Origin of the sequence: Novosphingobium sp. B-7, assembly GCF_000410615.1 — a bacterium.
GTDB classification, from domain to species: Bacteria; Pseudomonadota; Alphaproteobacteria; order Sphingomonadales; family Sphingomonadaceae; genus Novosphingobium; species Novosphingobium capsulatum.
This window is the reverse complement of sequence record NZ_KE148364.1, coordinates 1-16253: the sequence shown is the minus strand read 5'-3', so window position 1 is coordinate 16253 and position 16253 is coordinate 1. Positions and strand designations below refer to the sequence as shown.

17 protein-coding genes are annotated in these 16253 nt (G+C 63.4%); 11 read left to right on the top strand and 6 right to left on the bottom strand.

Translation table 11 applies throughout. The features are described 5' to 3' along the window. A partial coding sequence (locus tag H926_RS34760) for a strawberry notch C-terminal domain-containing protein (protein WP_237741048.1) occupies positions 1–1289 on the top strand: 1289 nt, incomplete at its 5' end. Positions 1290–1386: 97 nt separating this feature from the next. Here the strand turns inward: H926_RS34760 and H926_RS0114500 are convergent. Both H926_RS0114500 and H926_RS0114495 read right to left on the bottom strand, forming a co-directional pair. Next, positions 1387–2292, bottom strand: coding sequence for a hypothetical protein (locus H926_RS0114500; RefSeq protein ID WP_022676959.1), 906 nt, complete (start codon positions 2290–2292; stop codon positions 1387–1389). After that, on the bottom strand, positions 2292–3377 hold the full coding sequence (locus H926_RS0114495) for a MarR family transcriptional regulator (protein ID WP_028658033.1): 1086 nt from the start codon (positions 3375–3377) through the stop codon (positions 2292–2294). The genes H926_RS0114500 and H926_RS0114495 overlap by 1 nt, the downstream gene beginning before the upstream one ends. Positions 3378–3638: 261 nt before the next feature. On the opposite strand from H926_RS0114495, the gene H926_RS0114490 reads away from it, so the two are divergent. The 6 genes from H926_RS0114490 (at position 3639) to H926_RS0114465 (ending at position 9974) form a co-directional block, all read left to right on the top strand. Further along, entirely contained in the window at positions 3639–5690 is a 2052-nt protein-coding gene (locus tag H926_RS0114490; protein ID WP_022676957.1) for a ParB/RepB/Spo0J family partition protein, read from the top strand. 77 nt (positions 5691–5767) lie between these two features. Continuing rightward, the gene (locus tag H926_RS0114485; RefSeq protein WP_022676956.1) at positions 5768–7432 is read left to right on the top strand and encodes an ATP-binding protein; all 1665 of its coding nucleotides are present in this window, start codon (positions 5768–5770) and stop codon (positions 7430–7432) included. Then, positions 7429–8340: an ArdC family protein gene (locus H926_RS0114480; RefSeq protein ID WP_022676955.1), complete on the top strand. Its 912-nt coding sequence runs from the start codon at positions 7429–7431 to the stop codon at positions 8338–8340. Before H926_RS0114485 ends, H926_RS0114480 begins: the two co-directional genes overlap by 4 nt. Before the next feature lie 103 nt (positions 8341–8443). Further along, on the top strand, positions 8444–9100 hold the full coding sequence (locus H926_RS0114475) for a hypothetical protein (protein WP_022676954.1): 657 nt from the start codon (positions 8444–8446) through the stop codon (positions 9098–9100). Positions 9101–9125: 25 nt separating this feature from the next. Continuing rightward, a complete protein-coding gene (locus H926_RS34755; protein ID WP_237741047.1) occupies positions 9126–9716 on the top strand; it encodes a hypothetical protein in 591 nt (196 codons plus the stop codon). A 24-nt stretch (positions 9717–9740) separates the two neighbouring features. After that, entirely contained in the window at positions 9741–9974 is a 234-nt protein-coding gene (locus H926_RS0114465) for a hypothetical protein (protein WP_022676953.1), read from the top strand. Here H926_RS0114465 and H926_RS0114460 read toward each other — a convergent pair. Next, positions 9968–10456: a hypothetical protein gene (locus tag H926_RS0114460; RefSeq protein ID WP_022676952.1), complete on the bottom strand. Its 489-nt coding sequence runs from the start codon at positions 10454–10456 to the stop codon at positions 9968–9970. The genes H926_RS0114465 and H926_RS0114460 overlap by 7 nt on opposite strands. Before the next feature lie 108 nt (positions 10457–10564). Here H926_RS0114460 and H926_RS0114455 point away from each other — a divergent pair, with 108 nt between their 5' ends. Further along, positions 10565–10972 (top strand): DUF3768 domain-containing protein, encoded by a 408-nt coding sequence (locus H926_RS0114455; protein ID WP_022676951.1) that lies wholly within the window; start codon positions 10565–10567, stop codon positions 10970–10972. A 4-nt stretch (positions 10973–10976) separates the two neighbouring features. Beyond that, positions 10977–11294, top strand: coding sequence for a hypothetical protein (locus tag H926_RS0114450; protein WP_022676950.1), 318 nt, complete (start codon positions 10977–10979; stop codon positions 11292–11294). A gap of 270 nt (positions 11295–11564) precedes the next feature. On the opposite strand, the gene H926_RS0114445 is transcribed toward H926_RS0114450, so the two are convergent. The 3 genes from H926_RS0114445 to H926_RS0114435 are packed head-to-tail and all read right to left on the bottom strand — an operon-like array spanning position 11565 to position 13747. Beyond that, positions 11565–12098 carry an RES family NAD+ phosphorylase gene (locus H926_RS0114445; RefSeq protein ID WP_237741046.1) on the bottom strand — a complete coding sequence of 178 codons (534 nt, stop codon included), beginning with the start codon at positions 12096–12098 and terminating at the stop codon, positions 11565–11567. 18 nt (positions 12099–12116) lie between these two features. Next, positions 12117–12455: a helix-turn-helix domain-containing protein gene (locus H926_RS0114440; RefSeq protein WP_022676948.1), complete on the bottom strand. Its 339-nt coding sequence runs from the start codon at positions 12453–12455 to the stop codon at positions 12117–12119. Between the two features lie 2 nt (positions 12456–12457). Further along, on the bottom strand, positions 12458–13747 hold the full coding sequence (locus H926_RS0114435; protein ID WP_148291754.1) for a hypothetical protein: 1290 nt from the start codon (positions 13745–13747) through the stop codon (positions 12458–12460). A 321-nt stretch (positions 13748–14068) separates the two neighbouring features. On the opposite strand from H926_RS0114435, the gene H926_RS0114430 reads away from it, so the two are divergent. Together H926_RS0114430 and H926_RS27730 are read left to right on the top strand one after the other, a co-directional pair. Next, the gene (locus tag H926_RS0114430) at positions 14069–15877 is read left to right on the top strand and encodes an ATP-dependent endonuclease (RefSeq protein ID WP_237741045.1); all 1809 of its coding nucleotides are present in this window, start codon (positions 14069–14071) and stop codon (positions 15875–15877) included. Further along, positions 15874–16253, top strand: a 380-nt coding sequence (locus H926_RS27730; RefSeq protein ID WP_043609692.1) for a UvrD-helicase domain-containing protein, incomplete at its 3' end; no start/stop codon positions are given. The genes H926_RS0114430 and H926_RS27730, both read left to right, overlap by 4 nt.

Sequence of the window (16253 nt, the reverse complement as noted above, 5' to 3'; positions counted from 1 at the left end):
CCCCCCCCCCCCCCCCGCCCCGGGCGTCCCCGCCGCTGTTCCGCCCTGTTACCACCGACTGCAAGGGCGAGGCCCGGTTCACCAGCACGATCGCGCGGCGCCTTGATGCATTGGGCGCACTCACCCGCGGCCAGCGTCAGACCGGCGGGCAGGGGATGTTCGATGCGTCCGACAACCTCGAGAGCATCTACGCCAAGCACGCGCTCCACGACTGGTACGGCCTGCTGGCGACGGCCAAGCTCAAAAGCACGACCTTGTCCGAGTTCCAGCGGATGAGCGGGCTCGAACTCACCGATCAGGACGGGGTCCTGCGCGAGGACCTGCCGCCGATCCAGCGCTGGCTCAACCGCATCCTCGCCATGAAGATCGCCGTCCAGAACGCCATCTTCGACGAGTTCCTGACCCTCGTCGAAACCCGCGTCTCGGCGGCGAAGGAAGCGGGCACCTTCGATATCGGCGTCGAGACCGTGGCGGTCGAGGCCTGCGAGGTGCTGTCCGACACGGTGATCCGGACCGATTCTGTGACCGGCGCGACCTCGCACCTGCTGGAGTTGTCGCTGACCCAGCGGCGCAAGGTCCTCTCGCTCGAGCGCGTGCTCAAAATGGCATCTTACGAGGAACAGCCGCTGTTCCTGCGCAATGACAAGTCCGGCAAGGTCGCGCTTGGCATCGCGGCGCCCTCGCACATGGACGAGGAGGGCCACATGATCCGCCGCTACGAACTCGTGCGGCCGCTGCGCAGCGAGTACCTGCGCGCTGACCGGCTCGACGAGTCCGCCTGGGAGCCCGTCACTAAGTCCAAGTTCAGCGCGCTGTGGGAGGAGGAATATGCCGCCGAAGAGAGCCAGCTCGTGACCGAGACCGTCTATCTCGCAACGGGGCTGCTGCTGCCGATCTGGGGCGCGCTTCCCAAGGAGGATCTCACAGTCAATCGCATCGTCGACAAGTCCGGCGCCTCGTGGCTAGGGCGCCACGTCCACGACCTCTACGTCGATGCGACCCTCGAGAAACTCGGCGTTGCCCGTAAGGCGCAGACCGATCCGACCAAGATTGCGGCTGCCATCCTTGGCGGGGGTACCTGGAAGGCGCCTCATCCCCTCAATTTCACGATCCGAACATCGCGGGTGAACGGTTCCCGAAGGATCGAGATCGTCGATGCCGAAGCCGCCCGCATTCCCGAGCTCAAGGCTAAGGGCTGCTTCACCGAAATCATTGCCTACAAGACACGGGTGTTCGTGCCGTTGGACGGCGCTGAGGCGATCATCGCCGGCATTGCCGGGCAGGCCTGACCCCCGCGCTCATTTAACATTACTGGTGTTAGATGGGCGCGGCGATGTTAGGCGGGCTCAATCCGTGGCGATCAGTGGATGGTTGGTTCTACCTCGGTCACGCCAGTGCTGCGAAAAATTGCCCCATTAGTTCCGCTACCTGCCGTTGACGGAGGATGCGCAGATCCCGGATCTCCTCGTTGTCGTCGACATCTGCGTCGTTGTCTTCGAAACGCGCCACAGCGACCGCCCCATCCCGACGGTATGACTGATCGGGGTCCTCGTGGACGAAACGAGTCTTCAGCTTTGCGAGCGCCTCCTGCACGGCCTCCGCGTGCGATCCCGCCAATGCATCCTTGAAGGTCGAGATCGCCGAGTCCAGTCCGCCGGGATAGTGTTCGAGGCAATAGACGAGATCGTGTGCGTCCTTGCGCGCGTTGCGGTGATCGAAGGCGAAGGCTTTGAGGCAGGTGAAGCTGACGATGTTTGCGTACCGAACCACTTCGGTGGCCAGCCCTCCGCCGTTCAGGAGTTCCGCGGTTAGCTCGGTCGTGTCGTGGAGGTCGAACACCATCGACGCGTGCGGGATATTGAGCGCGGAGACGTTACCTTCGGTTGGGAGCACTTTGACCTTTCCTCCCCCGAGTTCGGGATGTTCGGCGAGGAATTCGAGGACCATTGTAGCGCCCGTCTCAAGACGCGCTTCCCAGCGCCAGGAAACCTTCACTCCGTTCTCATTGGTCCCGCGCTCGAAGCCCATCGCATGGAGGTTCTCTTCCAGCGTGCTGTAGGCTTCAGTGTCAGTGAGGATTGCCACGTCGACGACGACATCCACATCGCCTGTTCCGGCGTGCTGGGGTACTTCGGGTGGCCGCGCGGCCACGAGGTAGCGCGGCGTCAGGCCGCCCACGAGGAATACTGTGTCCTTCCAGGGGCCGAAGCCGCGGAGGAGGGTCACGAGTACACGCTCGGCGGCTTCGGTGACTGCGCCATTGTATGCGTCAAAGGTCTTTGGTTTGGTCATTATCCTGGCAGTCGTTCGGCGCGGAGGTGGTCGGCCAGTTCCTTGGCGCGACCGGACCCCTGCATAAGATCGAGATAGACCTGAACTGGCGGCGCATATGCAATGCCGTCGATCCGTTCTCCCACGGCAATGTCGCGCTTGCCGGTTTCCTCGATCACGCCGAGGTTCCATCCTTCCGACACGGGCCGAGCATCGAGACGCGCGAGAACTTCTCGGTGAAGTCGCCCACCCTGGATCCGGCACCTGACCTGCGAGATCGCTGAGAGATACGGCGCATACGCTTGTGCGGCTGCCTCCGCCGTCACCGCGTATTGTGCGCTAAGATCGCGACACGCTTCGTCGAGCCGACGCGCAATTTGGACAGCATCCCCACCCGGCACATAATAGCGCTCGATCCGCGGCGGTTTCTGATCGGCGATCAAGCGAACCCATTCATCGAGAACGGGACCTCGTTCGCGCAGGCGGCGCAGCTTGGCCGGCCCCGCCCCCTCAACGTCGAGCCAGTCGCGCCGCTCCATCTCGGTCAGGGTCTCCGATGCGGTCGCCGGCGACACACCAGTCTCTTCCGCCAGTTCCTTTACACTCAACCATCTGGGCGCAGTTCCAATGACCGCCTGAGCGACGCGTGCTCGCTGGCCCTGAAAGATTGAACCGAAGGCGCGTCCAGCCTTCTTGAGCAGTGGTCGTTCGATCAGCACGTAGGCACCCGACGATTGGACAAAGAGCGAACCGCCGAGGTCGAAATACCCGACCCGTTCCTGCTGCAGAATTTCGCGCGCACCCTTTGAGATTGCGGCTGCAATCAGCATGGGAACCTTCTCACCGGATTCATCCATCTGGTTGAGAAAATCGCGAAGGCGCCAAACCTGCTGATGAACATCGCGGGGAAAGAGCTCGCGCTTGGCCTCGACGACCAGTTTGAGCCGGTGGTGATTGATGTTTACATCGAGTATGCCATCCGGGACATATCGGCCGCCGACGCGCCGTTCGGATGCGCGCTGATAGACGGAAGCGCCAGGCAATTCCGACAAGGCATGGCTTAGCTCATCGAGCAACTCTTCCTCTAGGATTTCAAAATGTCGCATATTTGCTCACCAGTGAATAATGCCTCGATAGCGAATATTCGCGCCAAATGCAATATTTGCTGGGCAGCAAATTTCGAGAGAGGCTGTTCGCCAGATCCGTGAGGCATAAATCCGGAATTTATGCCTCACGGCACCAAGCGGACTCCCCGGAGACGCGCCGTCGCGCCCGGGAGTTCGAGCGATCCTGAAACCGTGAGGGGAGGGGGGCTGGAAGGGGTGAGCCGATGGGCTCGGCCAATTCCGGCTTTCAGGAGCACCCCCATGAACGACATCGAGTTGATCCCGCTCGGCAAGCTACGCTTGTCCGAAGCCAACGTCCGCAAAAACGACAGCAACCTCTTCATCGAGGAACTCGCCGCCAATATCGAGGCCAAAGGCCTCCTCCAGAACCTGATCGTCGTGCCCGCCAAGAAGCGGGGCATGTTCGACGTGACGGCGGGCGGACGCCGCCTGCGCGCGCTGGACTATCTCCTCGGCACAGGCAAGCTCCCCAAGGACCACCCCGTCGCCTGTCGCGTCCTCGACATCGACGCCGCCGAGCAGTCCGAACTCTCGCTGATCGAAAACGTCATCCGGCTCGACATGACGCCGACTGACGAGATCCGCGCCTACAAGCACTTCGTCAATGAGGGCAGCGACCTCGATGCGATCGCCAAGCGGTTCGGCCGCACGCGCCGGTTCATCGAGGGCCGCCTGCGGCTTGCGGATCTCGCCGATCCCATCTTCGCCGCGCTCGAGGAGGGCAAGATCACCCTCGACGTCGCCAAGGCCTATGCGACGACGCCCAACCACGACCGCCAGATGATGGTCTGGAACGAGCTGTCGAACTCCTGGCAGGGCAACAACCCTGACTCGATCCGCCGCATGGTCACGCATAGCGCGATCCGCTCGTCTTCACCGATGGCCAAGCTCGCGAGCGAAGCCGAATACCTAGCCGCTGGCGGCAAGATCGAGCGCGACCTCTTCACCGAAGACGGCGGCGAGACCTGGATCGATGCCGAAATAGCCCAGCGCATCGCCGGCGAGAAGCTCCAGGCCTTTGCGGCCGAGGTCGCCCAAACCTCCGGTTATGCCTGGGTGCGCCCGATCCTCGAGACCCGTGTCACCTACAACGCGACCGAAGACCTCCACCAGGTTCACCTCGAACCGGCACCGCTCACCGACGAGGAACAGGTCGAGGCTGACAAGCTGCTTGAGACGATCTCGGCACTGGAAGCCGAAAGCGAGACGCTCGATGAGGACGATGAGGTGGCCGCCGCCGAGTTCCAGACCCGCTGGGATGCCGCGAGCAGCGCCTACGACGCGCTCCACGACAAGCCCCCGGTGATCCCCGAAGAGATGAAGGCCAACGTCGGCTGCTTCGTAATCATCGGCGCCGACGGCCAGCCCACGGTCGCGAGCGGACTCTACAGCGACAAGCCGCTCGAACGCCGCAAGGCCCGCGGGGGCGAGGCGGGCGACGGCGCTGGCGGAGCAGGGGAGGGCGGTAGCGCCGCTCCGGCCCCCAAACCGTTATCGCAGAAGCTGGTCGAGGAGCTCGCTGTACAGCGCCGCGACATTCTCGCGATCAACCTCGCCTCGAACCCGGCGATCGCGCTCGACTACCTGATCTTCGCCATCGCCGACTCCCGTGCGCTCTACAGCGCGCAGGCGCTCGGAACGACGCTCCGCGCCCCGTCGCCCTCGCTCTACCTCGCCAATTACCCTGAAAGCCCGGCGCATACGCTGATGGCCGACATGCGCGAGACGCTCGACCTGTCATGGACCGAGCATCGCCGCACGGTCGACCGGTTCTCTGCGTTCAGCGCGCTCGACGACGATGCCAAGGCAAGCTGGCTGGCCTGGTGCATGGCAAAGACGCTGGAGGCCAGCATGGGGATCGACAAGAAGGCGGGCCAGTCCGGCCCCGAACCCATCGACCTCCACGATCATCTCGCCGCCCTGATGGGGATCAACGTCGCCAGCCACTGGCGACCGACCTCGGCCAACTACTTTGACCGCGTCAGCAAACAGGCTCTGCTCGCCCATGTCAGCGAAGTCGGAGGCCCGACCATGGCGGCTAGCTTCATGGGCTCGAAGAAGGGGGATCTCTCGGCCTCCTGCGAGAAGCTGTTCGCCGGCGAGACCATCGTCGCCCCCGAGGTCAAGGAGGCTGCGCTCGCCTGGGTGCCCGAAGCCATGCGGTTCCGGGTGCTCGCGGCGAGCGAGCCCGATGAGGAAGCGCCGGTCGAGCACGAACCCGAGAGCGATGCGGGCGATCTCGGACCTGCCGAAGAGCAGGACGCCCACGCCGGCGAGACCGTCGACGCCTGACCCAGCCTTGCCGGCACGCTGCCCGCGCATCCCTTGCGCCCTGCGGCAGCGTGCCGGTCCATCCAGGAACCACCTCCATGACCATGATCACCAAGCTGCGCGCCCGGGTCTCTCCGCACGCGATTTCCAAGGTAACCCGGATCTTCAACGGGACCCTCGACGACATCTTCAACGAGCTCTTTCAGAACGCTCGCCGCGCGGGCGCAGGCCGCATCACCGTCACCGCGGAGCATACGGCGGGAGCCTGCTTCATCACGGTGAGCGATGACGGCGCCGGGATTGCCGACCCGGTCGACCTCCTATCTCTGGGTCAATCCGACTGGTCCGACGAGTGCCGCGCCCGCGAAGATCCGGCGGGCATGGGGTTCTTCAGCCTTGCTGGCCTCGACACCGTGGTCAGTTCGCGGAGCGCTGCCGGTGCGTTTTCGCTGGCGATCACCGGCGATGCCTGGACCGGCGAGGCCGATATCGATGTGTTGCCCTCCGACGGCCCGCGCGGCACGGCCATCGCCTTCCGGTTCGATCCGCAGCCTGACGGTAAGCTCGAACGCTGCGTCGAGGCGGCGGCCCGGTTTCTGCCGCTGCCGGTCAGCTACAATGGCAAGGACCTCGCCCGCGCCGATTTCCTCGCCGATGCGCACAAGGTCATCGAGCGTGACGGTTTCCGCATCGGCGTGTTCCGCGATCGGCATTCGCCACACGTCGCCACGCTCAACTTCCACGGTGTGACGCTCAAACAGGCCTTCCCGGTCGTGAAGGAAGTCCACCACACCCAGTGGTCCGTGCAGGTCGACGTCATCGACGCGCCCGATCTCGTCCTGGTGCTGCCTGCCCGCAAGGAGATCTACCGCAACGCCGCACTCGACCGTCTCGTGGCGCTCTGCCGCGAGGCGATCTTTTCGGTCATCCGCGAGGAACCGTTTCACCGCCTGAGCTTCGAGAATTGGCTCGAGGCGAGCTTGTATCACGACGACTTTCCGCACGCAGCCCGGCAGCTACCCCTCTGGTACCCGACGCTTGCCCGCGACAGCTACCGCGAGGTGCCACGCTTTGCAGACCTCGAGCCGGGTGCAGCGATCTACGATGACACCGACTCCTTCGATGCCGTCACCTTTGGCCGGGCATTGCGGCGCTCGAACGGCGGCGAGATGCACCGTCTCGGCGGCCCCGAACCGCGCGCCTTCTACGAACCGATCACCAGTTTCATCGGCTATCCTTGGTACGATGCCCTTCCGGCCTTCGTCCGTACCGGCGAACGCTTCACCTTCGATGGCGGCAAGCCCACCGATGAAGAGGGTGCTGTTACCCTGCGCCCCGACGCGATCACGATCGAACTCACCGACCAGCACGACCGCCGGCTCGATCTCGAGACCGACTTTGCGATTCTGGAAGATGTCGACACCTGGGGCGATCCAGACTGCGCGCGCGTTGCGCTGACCCGGACCGCCGCGCTCGGGCCCGATGATCTCACCGACCTCATCATCGATGCGGTGTTTTCGCCTTCGGACGATTCCGATGCGGACAGCTACGACACCCAGGAGACCCGCTTCCGCCACGACGCGGCGGTGCGCGCGCACGCGATCCTCGAGGGCGAGGACGCCGCGATCCTTGCCGGCATCCGCATGGCCTTCGCCGACCGGGTCGCCTGGCGCATCCCGCACGGGCGCACACTGCGTCTGAGCTGGTCGAGCGCCTCCTCCGACCTCTCGCTCGATCCTGTCCAGGAGGGCCCGGTCCAATGACCCGTCATCCCAAACCCGACGTCGCGCAGGTCATCACCGACCTGATCCTCGAAAAGATCGCCGCCGGCACGGCCCCGTGGCTCAAGCCCTGGACCTCGACCAGCACGCGGCCGCTCCGCCATAACGGGGTCCCCTACTCAGGGATCAATACGTTCTTTTTATGGGCAGTGGCAGAAAGCCGGGGGTATGCCAGCCCCTACTGGATGACCTTCCGCCAGGCGCTCGAACTCGGCGCCCATGTCCGCAAGGGCGAGAGCGGCTCATTCAGCGTGTTCTACAGTTCGGCGCGGAAGACCGATACCGATCGCCAAACCGGTGAGACGACGGAGAAAACGGTCCGGTTCATGAAGTGGAACCACGTCTTCAACGCCTCGCAGATCGAAGGCCTGCCGGCGCACTACTACCCTGAGCCGCCGGACCCCAAAGCGATCGGCGAGCTCTCGGCCGGAGTGCACGATTTCCTCGACGCGATCCCGATCCGTGTCGTCCATGGCGGCGACAGCGCGCACTACTCGCCGGGCACCGACACGGTCACCTTGCCGTCGCCAAACGCGTTCCATTCGATCGAGGCTTATTTCTCGACCCGGTGCCACGAGCTTGGCCACGCCACAGGGTCGGCCAAGCGGCTCAATCGCCAGTTCGGCAAGCGTTTCGGGGACGATGCCTATGCCTTCGAAGAAATCGTCGCGTCGCTCTGCCAGGCCACCCTCTGCGCCGAATACGGCCTCCCCAACGAACTCCACGACAGCCACGCCTCCTACATCCACCACTGGATGAAGATCCTGCGCGGCGACAAGACCGCGATCCTCCACGCGGCGGCTAAGGCCGAGCAAGCCGTCAAGTGGCTGCGCCAGTTCGATCCGGCGCTCGGTTCGACCCTTTCGGACCAACTCAAGGAGGCGGCCTGACGGCGGCCGGGGAGCCGAGGCACTGGGGCCGCTCGCTAGGCGAGCGGGAAGGGGAGGGGGTGGGAGCCCGATGCGCCAGGGGGCGCAAAAGGAGACTTCACCGATGAACTACGATCTCGACTTCCGTTATCGCCGTGCCCTGCAGCCCGATGCGCTCGCGACCATTGCCACCGCCACCCAGGCCGTCGTCGATGCTATGCAGGACGCGCGCAACGCCGGGATCGACCCGGCCCGCGATCCCGCGACGATCTTGCTCGCGCGTCACGTCGGCCGCATTGCACTGGGCCACGCGCCCGATGAAAACTTCGCCGAAGACCTGCCGCTGCGCCGCCAGTGCCTCGCCAAGATCGACGAGCTGAAGTCGAAGCCCGCGCTTGTTGCGCTCGCCCGCCGCGGCATCGGTTACGATCCCGAAGCCAAGCGCGCGTTCCACCGCGAGGCTCGTTCGGCGCTCAGGGTAGCGGCGCGCCATCTCGGTCTCGAGCCGGATCAGTACGATCTGCGCAGCAACTTCGCCGGTCCTGCAGTCTCGGGCGAAATCACGCTCCACGGCGACGAAATCTATGTCCAGGTCTCGATCCCCTGCATCCGTCCGGGCCGCGAGGTCATGTTCCGCCGCTGCAAGGGCCGCCAGGACTACCTCGGCGACCGTAATCACTTCTGCGACATCGCCGTTCTTGCCGCGCCGCAGAGCTTCCGCGCCCTCGTCGTCCGCGAAACGGGCCTTTCCATCAATCCGCGCCAGCAGGCGCTCGTCTAGGAGAACTGCCATGGGTTGGCTGTTCATGTCACGCGGCGGCATGGCCCCGTTTGCCACGCCGAAGGCCTATCTCGACAACCAATGCACCTATCCGCCCGACCCTGAAAAGGGCCGGGCGACCGGCCTGCGCGTCCTCAAATCCACCGTCCGTTCGGGCGCCTACTATGCCGCCTGCCAGAGCTACGACCTCGAGGCGCCGCGCGAAACATTCGCGATCATCTGCCTCATCAAATGGAACCCCGGCGCGAAGAGCGGTGAGGAGTTTGGCTACAAGGACATGACCGAAACGATGGGCCCGTATAGCTACGACTGCCCGGCCTCGATCCTCGACCTCCTCGGGCCACCCGGCAACGAAAATGCCGCGCAGTGGCGCGATCACTGCCGTCAACGCCTTGCCCTGACTACGCGCCGCAAGCCGGTACCCGGCGACTTGCTGGTGCTGGCCGAGCCGCTGACCTTCACCGACGGGCAGAGCGAGCGCAGCTTTCGCGTGGTCCAATCTGGCCGCAAGACGATCCTGCGCCGGGTCAGCGACGGGGTTGGCGTGAAGATCAGCAAGCTGATGAGCCGGGCCTGGACGATCGTGCCGCCGCCTGCGGCCCCGTCAGTCTCGTGACCCGGCACCCAAGCGAGTAGCGCCATGACCGACCCCGCCCCACCGCAGCGCTCTTCCAAGCGGGCGCGCCTCTGCAGCATCGAGAACGCCAACAGGATCGCCACCCGGGTTGCGGAGCACGTCCAGGGCGACACCGCCGTGGTCAAGACCGGCAACCCGCTGCAGCCGTTCCGCGTGGTCCTGGCGAGCAAGGCGGCGCCGGGGCGTACCGTCTCGCGGGTCGTAACTTGCAACGATGATGAGCCCGATAATCAGTAGGGCCCGGGACCGCGCTCGACAAACCACGATTGCCCGAGCTCGAAATCGGCGCTGGTCGATACCACCGGCCCATCGGGCGCTTCGCTGACATAGGGCGAAACGAGATCCTTGCGGCGCACCCGCATGCGGCTGATCCAGGCCGCAGTGCGGCCGCGCGCCTTGAGGATCGTCAGTAGCCAATCCATCGCCTCGGCCATCTCGACCACGCCGCGCCCGGCGAGGCAATAATAGATCGCCCGCTGGAAATCATCGCACTGGGTGCTGAGGATGCCGGCGAGCTTCGCCCGCCCGCCGGGGGCGTTTTCATGCACGAGGGACACTGCCTCGCGCAGTTCCCGGACCGACAGATAGGCGTCATCCACGCCGACCCCGATGCACAGCGCCGCGATCGCCCGGCGCACTGGGGCCACGTTCTCATCGCACGACGCATCGCGCAGGCCGATGTCGAGATCGAAATGGTCGAGGTGGCTGAGAGCGGGCATGGCGTGATCCTTTCCAAAAGAACGTAGCGTGAACGCTCAGGCCCCGTCAACCGGACAGCGGAGGGGAGGGGGCACTTGGCGGGGGATCAATCTTGAAAGGAAGAACCTATGACCCAGCTTGCTCAATCCACGCCGGTCGCTGCTGACCACACTGCCGAGATCGCCCGGCTCAATGACGCAGCCCGCGCAGGTTCGCTGCCCACCTCGCGCACTGTGTTCACCCGGGCGCTGGCCGACATCCTTGCTGGCGACGCCGAGGACCCCGGCGCCCGCCAGGCCAGTCTATTGCTGGGACAGGCAGCGCTGCGCAGGCTGATCAACGAAACCCCGATCGATCCGGGGAACGACCCTCACGGCGAACGTGACTTCGGTGCGGTCGAGTTCCAGGGTCACAAGATCTTCTGGAAGATAGACGTCTACGCCAATGACGGGACGTTTTCTTGGGGGTCTGAGACGCCGTGGGACGCGCAGCAAAGCTTCCGCGTCGTCACGATCATGCTGGCGAGCGACTGGTGAGCCGATGAGCCGGTATTCTTTGAAGCCGCTGCGGCAGCGCTCGGACCTCTTCGAGGTTGCGGTTGGCTGGGACTCGGGGCTGGGCACGTTTTTTGTGATGGTGTTCGGCGTTGCCGATGCCGGCCGCGATCCAGCTGTTCGGCACTGGCAAGGCGGACAGCCTGGCCAAATTGTTACGGTGGAGGAACTTCGGGCTGCGATCGCTCCGTACACCGAGCTGCCGGCGGAACTTGAGATCCGGCTTAGGGCCGACCAGCGCAAAGTCGGCGCGCCCCTTCCGCAGCAATACAGCCGGTTCGTTTCACAGCTGCTTAATCGCTGAATGACCGGTAGCTAGCGCCCTAACCCGGACACTCGCGTTTCAGTTTGCAGTTATCAAATCCGGGCTTTTATGCATCAACTTTTCGGAAGGGCGGAATGCCTGGCTCTGGGACTTTGTGCTCGGTCCGCTTCCGAGCCGCGTTAAATGGATAGATGACGCTCCAAGCCCAACATACCTATTTCAGTTGTCGCGAGCAGAGCTATGCTTCAGACTGCTTAACAAGCCGACAGCGCGTGCAGCACTGTTACTAGCCGATCTATATTCCCAAGTTCAACGCTTGTTAGTGCTACGCCATTCAGCCCAGTGGACGGCTTCTGATGAACTGACCTCAAGGCTCGCAGCAGCGCCACGATCCATAAATATCACCAGATTTTGGCAGTCATGGCGGGCGCTCGGGACCAGCAGGCCGTCGAACTCCATAAAGTGCGCGGCGGCTGCCAGAGATTGACAAGCATCGTAGTCGAAGCCGGCATAGCGTGCGGGATCGATGCCGAAGACGTCGAGGGCGGCTAGGTCTGCAAAGCGCAAAGTCCGTTCAGTAGCCGCCGAAATGGCATGAATCTCGTGCGCAATGCGGCTCGGCCAGACCGGTTCGAGAGTAAGCCGGAAGCCGATTTCGGCGAGCGCGCCGTCGCGCTCGAGGCTCGTATAGAGGACTTCAACTGTTCCGCCGGGACTCCAGCGCCCTGGCGCTGCCGAACCGCGGATGGGATCGCGTCCGGCGCGGGTAATACGCCACACGTCAATTGTAAGCGCAACGGTCTCGGTATCTTCGAGCGCATCGAGGAGCGCGCGATCGTGCACTCGTGGGGCGCCCATAACCTAGCTGTACGTCCCTTCGTTCAGCCCTTCGATCACACCGAGGACCTCGTCGGCGCGGCCTCCGTGGATGAGGTCTATCGCGCGCGCTCCATTCAACAGGCGATGCTTTGCATACAGCCAGAGACGCGTTTCCTCGGGATCGTAAAGTTCGGCGAGGCGATCGACGACATAGCGCAGGTCGGAAATCAGCAGCTGGGTCTTAGGCTGCGGAAACGACGTACCCGCCGTCCAGCGTGACACGGTCGCCGGCGACACCGCCGTGATATTCGCGACATCGGTGCCCTTAAGGCCACCGCGTTGCCGGAGATCATTGATGATGGTTGCTACTGCACTTGCCATGTTTACCGTCCGAGAACCGCACTAATACCCTTTGTTCCGCCCCTAAAGATCGTGGCCGGCGACCGAGTAGCAGGCTGCCCTTTTGAATCAAGGTCCGCTAGCGCATCGCGCAGACGGATCATCCGAACCTTCGCGGCATTCACCGCGTCGGCAACTTTTTGATCCTCAATCTTGAGCTTTGCGCCGAAGCGCGCGGACCGGATCGCTGGATCGAGATGCTTGAGGAGGAACTGTTCGCTACGCCGCGTCTCCGGCGTTCCGGACATATCCTCGATCTGGAGGTGCCGCTGCCGGATGAAATGGCCGTGGGCATTCTCGAACATGTCTTCCGCGCCCAAGGGACAGCAGCTCCCGTCATTACAGCTGAATCGCGAACGCCCGCGGGCGGCGTAGATCGCCGCCATCTGGTCTTCCTTGAAATAGCGGTCCAGTTCGGGAACATAGGTTCGCGCGCCCGCGCCTCCACCGCCGCTTGGCGGTTTATTCCAGTCGCTGGCCTTGAAGGACTCCTTCTGGCCGACCCCGTGGCTGATGCCCGCGACGGCGCCGTGCGCCATCGTTGCGAGACCAGCGAAGCCGCCCGCCATATCGACGATCAGCGCGCGCTCCATCACATGGAGCGGGCGCACGCTCTCGACAAAGGTCCGCGTGCCCGCGCCCGTCGCTGTTGCGCCGAAGCCCGAGACCCGTAGCCAGACATTGGCGATTGGCAGATCGGCGATGTCCGCGGCCAAGCCGTCGCGCAGCTTCGCGTCCTTGAGCACCGCCGCAGTGGTGATTAGCTGGTAGTCAATCTCGATTTCTCGGCCACCGGCCTGGTCCAGCTCGTGCCGCAGCGCCTCGCACAGCCGAAGGTCGACGGCGCGCCACGCGGTTGCGCCAGCCTCGATCAAATGTGTCGGCGCCAGCACCGCGTGCACGCCGGCCTCGATTGCGAACAGCGCGACTGCCCGCGCCAAGTCGTGGTTCCGGTGCCGACCGAAGTCGCTTGGCTCCCAGGGCCGGTCGGGATTGGACCAAGCCAGCTTCTGCAGCGACGACGACCCGTAACGCCCAGCCGTCGCCATTTCCGCGGCGTTCGGATCGAGCACGATCTCGCAACCCGCAGCCTTCAAAGTCTTCACCAAATCGCGCTGCTCACCGAAGTGCGCGGCATCAACCACGATGCGCTTAAACGGGAACCGTCCGGCGGCATGCAAGTCGGCGAGCTTGCGATGGCCAGTGTGGCCTAAGCGGAGGAAGCCCGCGAGCGGCGGGGTCTGGGGACGAAGCACGTGCAGTGTGGCGGCCATGGCGATGCCTCTTTTAGCGACCAGTCCTATATACATTTCCATTTCAAAAAATCAATATGCGAAATGGAAATGCCAATTAGGGATGATCGGTGTGGCGCGGAGCACGGAGATAACTCGTCGGAAAAAGGAACAGCTACCGGAACCCCAGACCTACCCAAGCGTCGATTCGTTAGGACTCAAGTGACCACCATTACGTGCCTGAGCCCATCTTCATCCCCCAGCAGTCGGTGTGACCTTTGCAAACCTGCTTGTCTTGGCGTTGCTCCTAATTCAATCACATAGCATTGGGGCGCCACTTTGCGGCCGAACAGTCGGATGGGGATGATGCGGGTAGCGCGGATCGTAATTCAGAATTTTCGCACCTTCGCGTCGCTTGACGTGAATGTCGCTGATGATCTGTGCTGCATCATAGGCGAGAACAACACCGGCAAGACCGCGATCCTGCGCGCGATCCAGATCTGTCTCGACAATATGTTGCCGTCGAGTTTCCGGTCACTACTGCGTGAGGACATCCACTCCGCGATCGATATTGCCGAACCAAGCCAGGTTCTAATCGGAATTGAGCTGACTGGGTTCGAGGGTAGGGTGAACGAAGAGGCCCTGGTCAGCACCTGGAAAACTGCCGCGGATCGTGCGCGCATATTCTACCGATTTCGACCGCGCCCGGCTGTCCGGGAGCAGCTTGCGAGTGGCGACATCGCACCCGGGACGCTGACCCTTGAGGACTATCAGTGGGAGATCCGAGGTGGCGGTGATCCTGCAATCGACCTCACCGACCTTGCTTGGGATGACGAGGGGATCGGCGAGTCCGTGCGCTTCGCTGATTTGCAATCGTACCTTCTCGTTCACTTGCCCGCGCTCCGCGATGTCGAGACCGACCTGCGCAATCCCCGCCAGTCACCGCTCATCCGCTTAATTGAGGCGTTCGAGATCGATGCTGCCGAGCAGGATGCCCTGATTGCCATCCTCGACGAGGCCAATCAGGCAATCGCGAACTCAGCGACTATCGCCGAGATAGCAGGGGCAATCGACGCGCGGTTCAAGGATGTCGCTGGCCCCGCGTTCGAGATGGACGCCTCGCTCGGCCTGTCCGCCGCGACCTTCCGCGCCATCATCCGCAACCTGAAAATCATTCTGTCAGACCTGTCGCTCACCTCATTCGAACCCGGCCGCAACGGTCTTGGTATGAACAACATCCTCTACATTGCGATCTTGATGGAATACCTCCAGCGGCGCATCGCGCTCAACCGCTCGGCCGGCCAGTTGATCTTGATCGAGGAACCCGAAGCGCACCTCCATCCCCAGCTCCAGTTCTCGCTGATCGGGGCACTACGCGCGATCGGCGTGCAAACCATCCTTACCAGTCACAGCACCCAGGTTACCTCACAGGTTCCGCTGAGCAGTATCGTGTCGCTCACCAAGCGCCAAGACGCGACCATTGCTGCTGGCAATCTCGCGCTCAACGCGGCGCTGACCGCTCCCGAGATTGCCGATCTCGAACGCTATCTTGACGCAACCAAGAGCGCATTGCTCTACGCCCGCAAGGTCATGCTGGTCGAAGGGCCGGCCGAGATGTTCCTGATCCCGGCGCTGATCGAGCAGGTGTACGGCGTGAAGCTCGAACGGCTCGGCATTTCAGTTATCGCGATTCATGGGGTCCATTTCGACGTCTATTCCAAGCTGTTCCGCGCTGGCTCACTCGAGAAGAAGTGCGCCATTGTCGCCGATGCTGACATGAAGCCGTCCGACGCCGAGGACTTCGATCCGACAACCGACGCGCCTGACCTGGTGGCACTGGAAAGCGACTTTGTGTCCGCATTCGCGGGCGCCACTACTTTCGAACGCGAACTGGTATCGGTCGGGCGTCTGCCGATGCTGATCGAGACCGTTCGTGCTCTCGGCGCGCCGCAGATCCTCGCACAGATGGAGGATGGCCTCGCAAAGCTCGCGCTCGGGGGACTGGACCTCGCCGAAGAGACGGCGCTGCGCGTCGAGCTTGGCCGTATTACGCTCAATACCGCCAAGCGCTTTGGCAAAGCGCGTTTCGCGCAGATAGCAGCGCGCTACGCAAATCTCGCGACCGATCTGCCGCCCTATATCGAGCAGGCCTATGAGTGGCTCACCGAATGATCCGGCTGACACCCGAACAGCGCGAGGCAGTCGACCATGACGGCAATCTCCTGCTGACGGCTTGCCCAGGCAGCGGCAAAACGCGGGTCATTCTCGCCAAGCTGTTGACGCTGGCCGATCAGGTCGTCGGTACGCCCCAGTTCATCGGCTGCATCACCTATACTAATGCCGCGGTCGACGAGATCGAGGCCCGGTTGCGTACCTACGGCAACAACGCAATCGCGGACCGCTGTGAGATCTCCACGATCCACGCTTTCTGCCTGCAATTCATCCTGCGTCCCTATAGTTGGCTGATTCCCGAGGTCCCGGCTTCGTTTCAGGTGCTCTCCCGCGAGAACAGCCTGTTCGAGCAGATCTGTCAACACCGGGATAAAAA

Excerpts from the sequence above, each read along its gene's own strand:
- H926_RS0114500 (WP_022676959.1), bottom strand. The coding sequence starts at position 2,292 with ATGACCAAACCAAAGACCTTTGACGCATACAATGGCGCAGTCACCGAA.
- H926_RS0114495 (WP_028658033.1), bottom strand. The coding sequence starts at position 3,377 with ATGCGACATTTTGAAATCCTAGAGGAAGAGTTGCTCGATGAGCTAAGC.
- H926_RS0114490 (WP_022676957.1), top strand. The coding sequence starts at position 3,639 with ATGAACGACATCGAGTTGATCCCGCTCGGCAAGCTACGCTTGTCCGAA.
- H926_RS0114485 (WP_022676956.1), top strand. The coding sequence starts at position 5,768 with ATGACCATGATCACCAAGCTGCGCGCCCGGGTCTCTCCGCACGCGATT.
- H926_RS0114480 (WP_022676955.1), top strand. The coding sequence starts at position 7,429 with ATGACCCGTCATCCCAAACCCGACGTCGCGCAGGTCATCACCGACCTG.
- H926_RS0114475 (WP_022676954.1), top strand. The coding sequence starts at position 8,444 with ATGAACTACGATCTCGACTTCCGTTATCGCCGTGCCCTGCAGCCCGAT.
- H926_RS34755 (WP_237741047.1), top strand. The coding sequence starts at position 9,126 with ATGTCACGCGGCGGCATGGCCCCGTTTGCCACGCCGAAGGCCTATCTC.
- H926_RS0114465 (WP_022676953.1), top strand. The coding sequence starts at position 9,741 with ATGACCGACCCCGCCCCACCGCAGCGCTCTTCCAAGCGGGCGCGCCTC.
- H926_RS0114460 (WP_022676952.1), bottom strand. The coding sequence starts at position 10,456 with ATGCCCGCTCTCAGCCACCTCGACCATTTCGATCTCGACATCGGCCTG.
- H926_RS0114455 (WP_022676951.1), top strand. The coding sequence starts at position 10,565 with ATGACCCAGCTTGCTCAATCCACGCCGGTCGCTGCTGACCACACTGCC.
- H926_RS0114450 (WP_022676950.1), top strand. The coding sequence starts at position 10,977 with ATGAGCCGGTATTCTTTGAAGCCGCTGCGGCAGCGCTCGGACCTCTTC.
- H926_RS0114440 (WP_022676948.1), bottom strand. The coding sequence starts at position 12,455 with ATGGCAAGTGCAGTAGCAACCATCATCAATGATCTCCGGCAACGCGGT.
- H926_RS0114435 (WP_148291754.1), bottom strand. The coding sequence starts at position 13,747 with ATGGCCGCCACACTGCACGTGCTTCGTCCCCAGACCCCGCCGCTCGCG.
- H926_RS0114430 (WP_237741045.1), top strand. The coding sequence starts at position 14,069 with ATGATGCGGGTAGCGCGGATCGTAATTCAGAATTTTCGCACCTTCGCG.